This is a genomic window from Clostridium sp. LS, assembly GCF_002760435.1.
In the GTDB taxonomy this organism is placed as follows: domain Bacteria; phylum Bacillota; class Clostridia; order Clostridiales; family Clostridiaceae; genus Clostridium.
The window spans coordinates 52,503-58,502 of the sequence record NZ_AUUU01000100.1; the positions used below are offsets into that span (position 1 = coordinate 52,503).

Below are 6,000 nucleotides of genomic sequence, written 5' to 3' on the forward strand. Positions count from 1 at the left end.
GAAATCCAATCACTAAAAATAATATAAATAGATATAAGAGGTAATTATTTTTAATGATTCGGTTTCTTTCGCTTCAATAACACTCATTACTAATAAGGACAGGCAGAAAAGCAAGTACATTGACGGCGCCCTGTGAAATAAAAGTATTGGAAATAGAAATTATGATGATGCGCAGTCTGTATATATTGTGTAGATATATTATTGTAAGGTTATATAAAAAGATATTTAAATTTTTTAATAATAATATCAAAAGAAGTTTATAAAAGAGGTTACAAATAAGAATAGAAAGGATAAAGAATAAAATAAAAAGATACTATCTATCTTAGTATCTTTTTAGAAAAAATCACCTCTCCATTACCGAGTATAAGAATAGTGTATCCATCTTTAAGAGTGGCTAAATCATATTTTCTTGATTGGGCTGTTAAGCGAAAGAATTGAATTAAACTAGGCTTAGAATCAAAAATTGCTACGAAAGCACGTTCGTTAAAAGAATTATTTTGAACAGTATAATCAATATCAGGGGATAAATTTAAATCATATATTGTATACATACCTTGTTTAATAATGTTGTTTATACCGATACAATATGTTGCGTTATTAGTAAACGAAAAACATAAAAAAAGTGAAAGTACAAAAATAAACTTTTTCATAATATTAACACCTACTTTATAGAATTAAAAAGGTAAACTATATTATAAGTAATATAGTTTAGGATATAATAACTTTACCTTTACCAACAATGCTCAATATATAGTCATCACGCAGAGGTTCTAAATTATATTTTTTTGATAATGGCTCTAACTCAATAGATTGATGTACAATTTCATTAGAGTCGGAAATTAGTAAATAAATATATTCATTAGGCGAAATATTCTGTACAGTATAAGCAGTATTTGGATATAAGTTTATATCTTTTAATGTATAAATACCTTTACTTAAAGTTTGAGGTTGAGTTAAGGAATGGGCAATAACTATATTAAGTGACAGAAATAAAAAAATAAAGAATGCAATAAAAAATCTTTTCATTTGGGATAAACACCTCATCATAGTTTTGTTATAAATAATTATAACTTGTTTAATTATTATGCGTAGTTTTGAATAATATATTCAAAACGTAAATTAATTAGAATGAATTTACAACTCATTCTAATTTATCATTGATTATTTTTTATATTCATGATAAGGCATTTGAATTGTAACTCCTGTTTCATCAAATTTATAATTTGTATTTTCAAGAGGAGCTTGATTATGAACTAAATTCATTCCTACAGCATAAAGAGCTTCAGCTGTTTCAGTGGGATCTTGAAAAACTGTACCAGTCATGAATCCTTTATTAATAAAATCTATAGCCTCAGGGATTCCATCAATTCCGAAAACACGAATATATTTTGATTTATCACCTTTATTATATCCATATTTTTGTAGTGCTTTTATAGCACCTATTGCCATAGCATCATTGTTGGATATTATTGCTCCAATTTTGCCATTATATCTTAAAAACAATAATTCCATAGAACTTTCAGCACATTTTTCATCCCAATAGCAAGATTTTGATAACATTTCTAGTGTTTTTATTCCAGCGGTATTAATTGTTGAAATAGAATATAAGCTTCTATCAACTGTTACAGTTATATTTTCAGGACCTTTTAGAAGGATATATTCCAATGTACCATTATCATTAATATCCATAGCTTGTTTGTTTGAATTCCATTCTTTAACAACAAGGTCTCCTTGTAGAATACCAGATTGTTTAGCGTCTGTTGATATAACCAGAGCTTTACTATACGATTTAATGGGTTGGGTATCAAATGGTACTGTATTAAATAGAATTATTGGAACATTTTTCTCTTTCGCTTTATTTACGACTGAAGCTACTGTATCTCGATCTAAATTAACTAAGTTTACCAATAAAAGATCATAATTATTGCTTTGTAGAACTGAATCTATAATTGTATTTTGTATGTTTTGATTTCTTTTGCCATCATAAAAAGTAAAGTTGACATTGTCTTTACTTTTAATTTTTTCCAGATCTTTACGAACCAATGAAATATATGGATCATCAAAGCTAAATAATATTACAGCTGTTCTAGTTGGATTTTCTGCAATTGTTTGTGATTTAGCATATATGTTATTTTGAACATTATTCATTGATACTACAGTTAATATAATTATAATTAATATTCTTCTTAATATTTTCATTTTAATCCTCCAGATATCTTTACTGAATCATAAATGTTTAATATTAGATTTATCGTTTTATTTCAAATTTATTCTTATTATAAAATATTTTATTCTAACGAATTTATCTCCCCTCCGTATTTGGAGTTTATTTAAAATTGATAGGCTGACACCACACAGCCCCTAATAAGATACGTTTTTTTCCCTAAATGAAATTTTAAGAAAACATTGTTTATAGAATATGACATACTTGATACATAATGGTAAATCAGGGTGTAGATCGAGAAAATTATATTATGTCATATTATTGATATAATTAGTTAGAACATTATTTATCTCTATTAAATATAAATATCCAGTATTTAGAATGGTCTATTCACCCTAGTAGATCATTCTTTTTCATATATAGAGCTGGATGATTATGGCATACGGAAGTACCAAAAAGGAAATTTTAAACAAGCTCCATTCATAAAATTAATTTAAATACTAGACTTGTGCAGCGATTTGCACATATATGCCAAAAAACTAATATTTTATTATTTTCAAGCATAAATTTTAGAATTATATAGGTTTAAACTTGTTATATTTTAGAAAACAAATCAAATGTATACAAAAACATTGAGTACAGTATATCTAAAATTTATTCTTTGATATTTGATAAACCTTGATTTTAAGCCATTTGGTAAAATTACTCGATTTAGTGCACAAGTCAAGTTAAATATATAGATATAGTGTTGAATAAATAAAAGTTTGATTTTAAGGTCATAGTAACAAAGCTTTTTTAAAATAAAGTTTTTTGGAAGAGCAATTATACCAATAGAAAATAAATATTGTAAAGGGGATTGCGAGCACTCACCCCTGTACAATATTTATTTTCTATGGAGCTTAAGTATTTGCCCAAAAAACAACAGTGGCTTGTCCTATAATTTTAGTAGTTGATTCTGCAGTTTGTGGAGATATCAAAGGAAATGAAACAATCCTGGAGAGGACCTCTCCAGGATTATTTTATTTCAAGTTTAAGCTGCATTGGCCTTGTATCAAGGTAGTATTCATATTCCATTTTATAGTATAGAATTAATTTTCTTCGTCACCCATAAGGTAATGTATTTACAAGTGATTCAAATTGAGCTTTTGATGCAAAGCCTTTTTCTTTTATAAGCCATGTTGTAAATGTCATTTGATCAAATCCTTTCATGTATGTATTTTCATATAGGAGATAGGAAAAGCATATGCTGCTAATCCCACTCAGTCTGTAGGTAATTTAAAAAATACTGGTATTTCTCGTGATAGTATAAATCAGTTTTTTTAGATTCTTCTTTTGATAAAAATGACAGCCATTCTTTATAATGACCAAATGAATTAAATGCTTCTTTAGTAGTAAGCCATTTTGTAAATGAAAAGTATCTCATATATATAATCCTTTCTTAAGTTGATATTATAATTATTGCCTAAATTACGAACAAATATTCGTAATTACTTGTACTTATTTGTATATTTTTTAAAGAAATTTAAGTATAAGAATTATGATTATTGGCTAGACTATTTGAAAGGAAGGGAGTGGAAACATAATGGAAAATAAAAAGATAATTAGAAAAGCAAAACCACCAACTAAGCAGCTTCATGTGGAATGTGAAATCAAGTTATATGAAGACTTTGAAGCATATTGCCATAGGAACGGAAAAGACGTTAGTAAGGCAATAAGAGGATATATGAAATTATGTATTGGAGAATAAATTATAAATAGTAAAAGTGCCTAAAAAGGTGCTTTTTTTGTACATAAATATTGTCTAAGATTTTTAAAAGTGGGAATAATAAAAATAGGGGAAAAGGAAGAGAAAAAAATGAGAAAAGGTGGTCATAAACGTGGAAAAGAGAAAATATGAATCAAAAATATTAATAGCAGAGTACATATATTTAAGAGAAGATGAAAGGTTTAGGTTTTCTGAAACAGCTTATAGGCTAAAGGATGGCTCAATAATTATTGAGTATGATGGTGCCCCTTTAAGTCTTTACGGCTTGAAATTAAGCTATAACAAGAATATAGGAAGAAAAGGAATCTTTAGTGTTACAAATGATGATTATGAATTTTGGAAGTCATTTAGAGCTAGAATTGATGGAGGAAGTTTTATAGATTATGAAGCTGAAAGAAATGAGGATATAGAAAAAATCAGGGAAGAATATTATAAGCAAGTAAATGTAGAACATGAAAATATATTAGAAAGCCTGTCATGTGATGATTTGCCATACTAAATACATAGGGGGAGAAATCCCCTATAAATAAAGGAATAATTAGGACAAGCATTTGGCACCAGAAACCAATTAATGAAAGAAAATAGTTAAATCCATATTCCGAAAGGTCCAACCAATGCTTTAAAAACAGCATGTCCAGCTGAGTAGCATAATATCACATAGATTTTCATATCAACTTTACCCATTTATTTAAAATTAAAGTCAAGATCAAAAGCGCAGCGTATCTTTACTTTAATTTTAAATAAATGTACCCTAAGGAATGAAAAAACTACATAAGAGGAAAATCCATAATTTATCAAGTGGGGGCGATCTTGGACAGGCTTTTTAATACCTCTACATAATTAAAAGTAGATAACAGCTCTGAAAATCGTATCACTAAAAATAATTTCATTGTAATATAATTTATTATTTTTAGTGATTGGATTTTTAGAGCGTAAAAACTACAGAATCAAGCATTATAGTAATAAAACTAAGCCTGTACAAGATAGGCATGCCGTCACATTACTAAAACTTTCTTATATAATTGTGAGGGCATGTCTAAGCCCCCAAAAAATCATTGCCAGCTTGTCTGACCAATTAAACCTTATCTTTATATTTCTCTGCACCAAGTACAATAATTTTATAATAAACTAAAAAGAACCATAAACAAAAGTTCCAGCCAGAGGGATGGAATACTAATATTATGCTAATTAAAAAAAGAATATAACTGCATATTTATACATTTTAATTTAATCATAAAAACCTCCATCCCGAAGTGCCCCACCGGGAACCCAAACAATGGACTCATCTAATGCATACAGATTCTTAGTGAATAAAAGGCTCCGAGTATTGAGGAGACTTTTAGGCACTTAGAAGCTGTTGCTGATGACTTGTCCATTTTTGGGTGGTGGTTAAGGCACCCAAAGAACTATAAAGTAAATTAACCTGTCCTTTAAAAAATACGTATATAGATATAATAATAGTAACTACATCTAATAGAAGGTAGTATGGTATAAGATCATTAATTAGTTGTAATGTACTACTTTAGAAACTAGATACGTACGTAATAACATATAAAAATTACGTAAATGATATAGCAGCTTTACTGCAAGAGGCGAATCCTCTTATAAATTAATTCCTTGCTGCCGCAGGCAAATCTCATCAAAGAAAAGTAAAAGCTATATGCCTATGCTATAAGCATCTTTTACTAAATCAACATAAATACCTAGAAAATTATAATCAATAACAATTAGCTTGTACTTTTCATCCTTTGTTTGAGCAAAGCGAGTTAAAATCAAAGGAATAGGCAAGCTTTAAAGATAAAAATCTCATGCGAGTTATAAAAAACTTTCAACCTACTTATCTAAATATATTAATTGACTTTAATAAGCTTGATTATTCCATCCTTTGACTTGAAGGCGAAGATTTGAGCCTTGAAGTCACTAGGTGCACCTAAAGAAACCTCCAAAGAAAGTAACAATGTAATAGCTTAAGGCGGAGCTTTAAGATATTGCATATTGTTTCTTTCTGGCCCTTTAGTTTTGAAGAAAATTTAAAGTTAAGTGATAGCAGAAAATATTAAAGTTCGAGCTT

General features: G+C 28.2%; 6 protein-coding genes. 2 read left to right on the forward strand and 4 right to left on the reverse strand.

Annotated elements, in window-relative coordinates; genetic code table 11:
- Positions 1–317 precede the first annotated feature (317 nt).
- From COL3_RS20100 to COL3_RS28920, 4 genes are all read right to left on the reverse strand, one after another.
- Entirely contained in the window at positions 318–650 is a 333-nt protein-coding gene (locus COL3_RS20100) for a hypothetical protein (protein ID WP_008426013.1), read from the reverse strand.
- Between the two features lie 58 nt (positions 651–708).
- Positions 709–1,026 (reverse strand): hypothetical protein, encoded by a 318-nt coding sequence (locus tag COL3_RS20105; protein ID WP_008426014.1) that lies wholly within the window; start codon positions 1,024–1,026, stop codon positions 709–711.
- 135 nt (positions 1,027–1,161) lie between these two features.
- Positions 1,162–2,199: a galactose ABC transporter substrate-binding protein gene (locus COL3_RS20110; RefSeq protein ID WP_008426016.1), complete on the reverse strand. Its 1,038-nt coding sequence runs from the start codon at positions 2,197–2,199 to the stop codon at positions 1,162–1,164.
- Positions 2,200–3,413: 1,214 nt separating this feature from the next.
- Positions 3,414–3,587 carry a hypothetical protein gene (locus COL3_RS28920; RefSeq protein ID WP_008426019.1) on the reverse strand — a complete coding sequence of 58 codons (174 nt, stop codon included), beginning with the start codon at positions 3,585–3,587 and terminating at the stop codon, positions 3,414–3,416.
- A 159-nt stretch (positions 3,588–3,746) separates the two neighbouring features.
- Here COL3_RS28920 and COL3_RS28925 point away from each other — a divergent pair, with 159 nt between their 5' ends.
- Together COL3_RS28925 and COL3_RS20120 are read left to right on the forward strand one after the other, a co-directional pair.
- Positions 3,747–3,911 carry a hypothetical protein gene (locus COL3_RS28925; protein WP_008426021.1) on the forward strand — a complete coding sequence of 55 codons (165 nt, stop codon included), beginning with the start codon at positions 3,747–3,749 and terminating at the stop codon, positions 3,909–3,911.
- Positions 3,912–4,041: 130 nt separating this feature from the next.
- Positions 4,042–4,428, forward strand: a complete 387-nt coding sequence (locus COL3_RS20120; protein WP_008426023.1) for a hypothetical protein — start codon at positions 4,042–4,044, stop codon at positions 4,426–4,428.
- Positions 4,429–6,000: the final 1,572 nt, after the last annotated feature.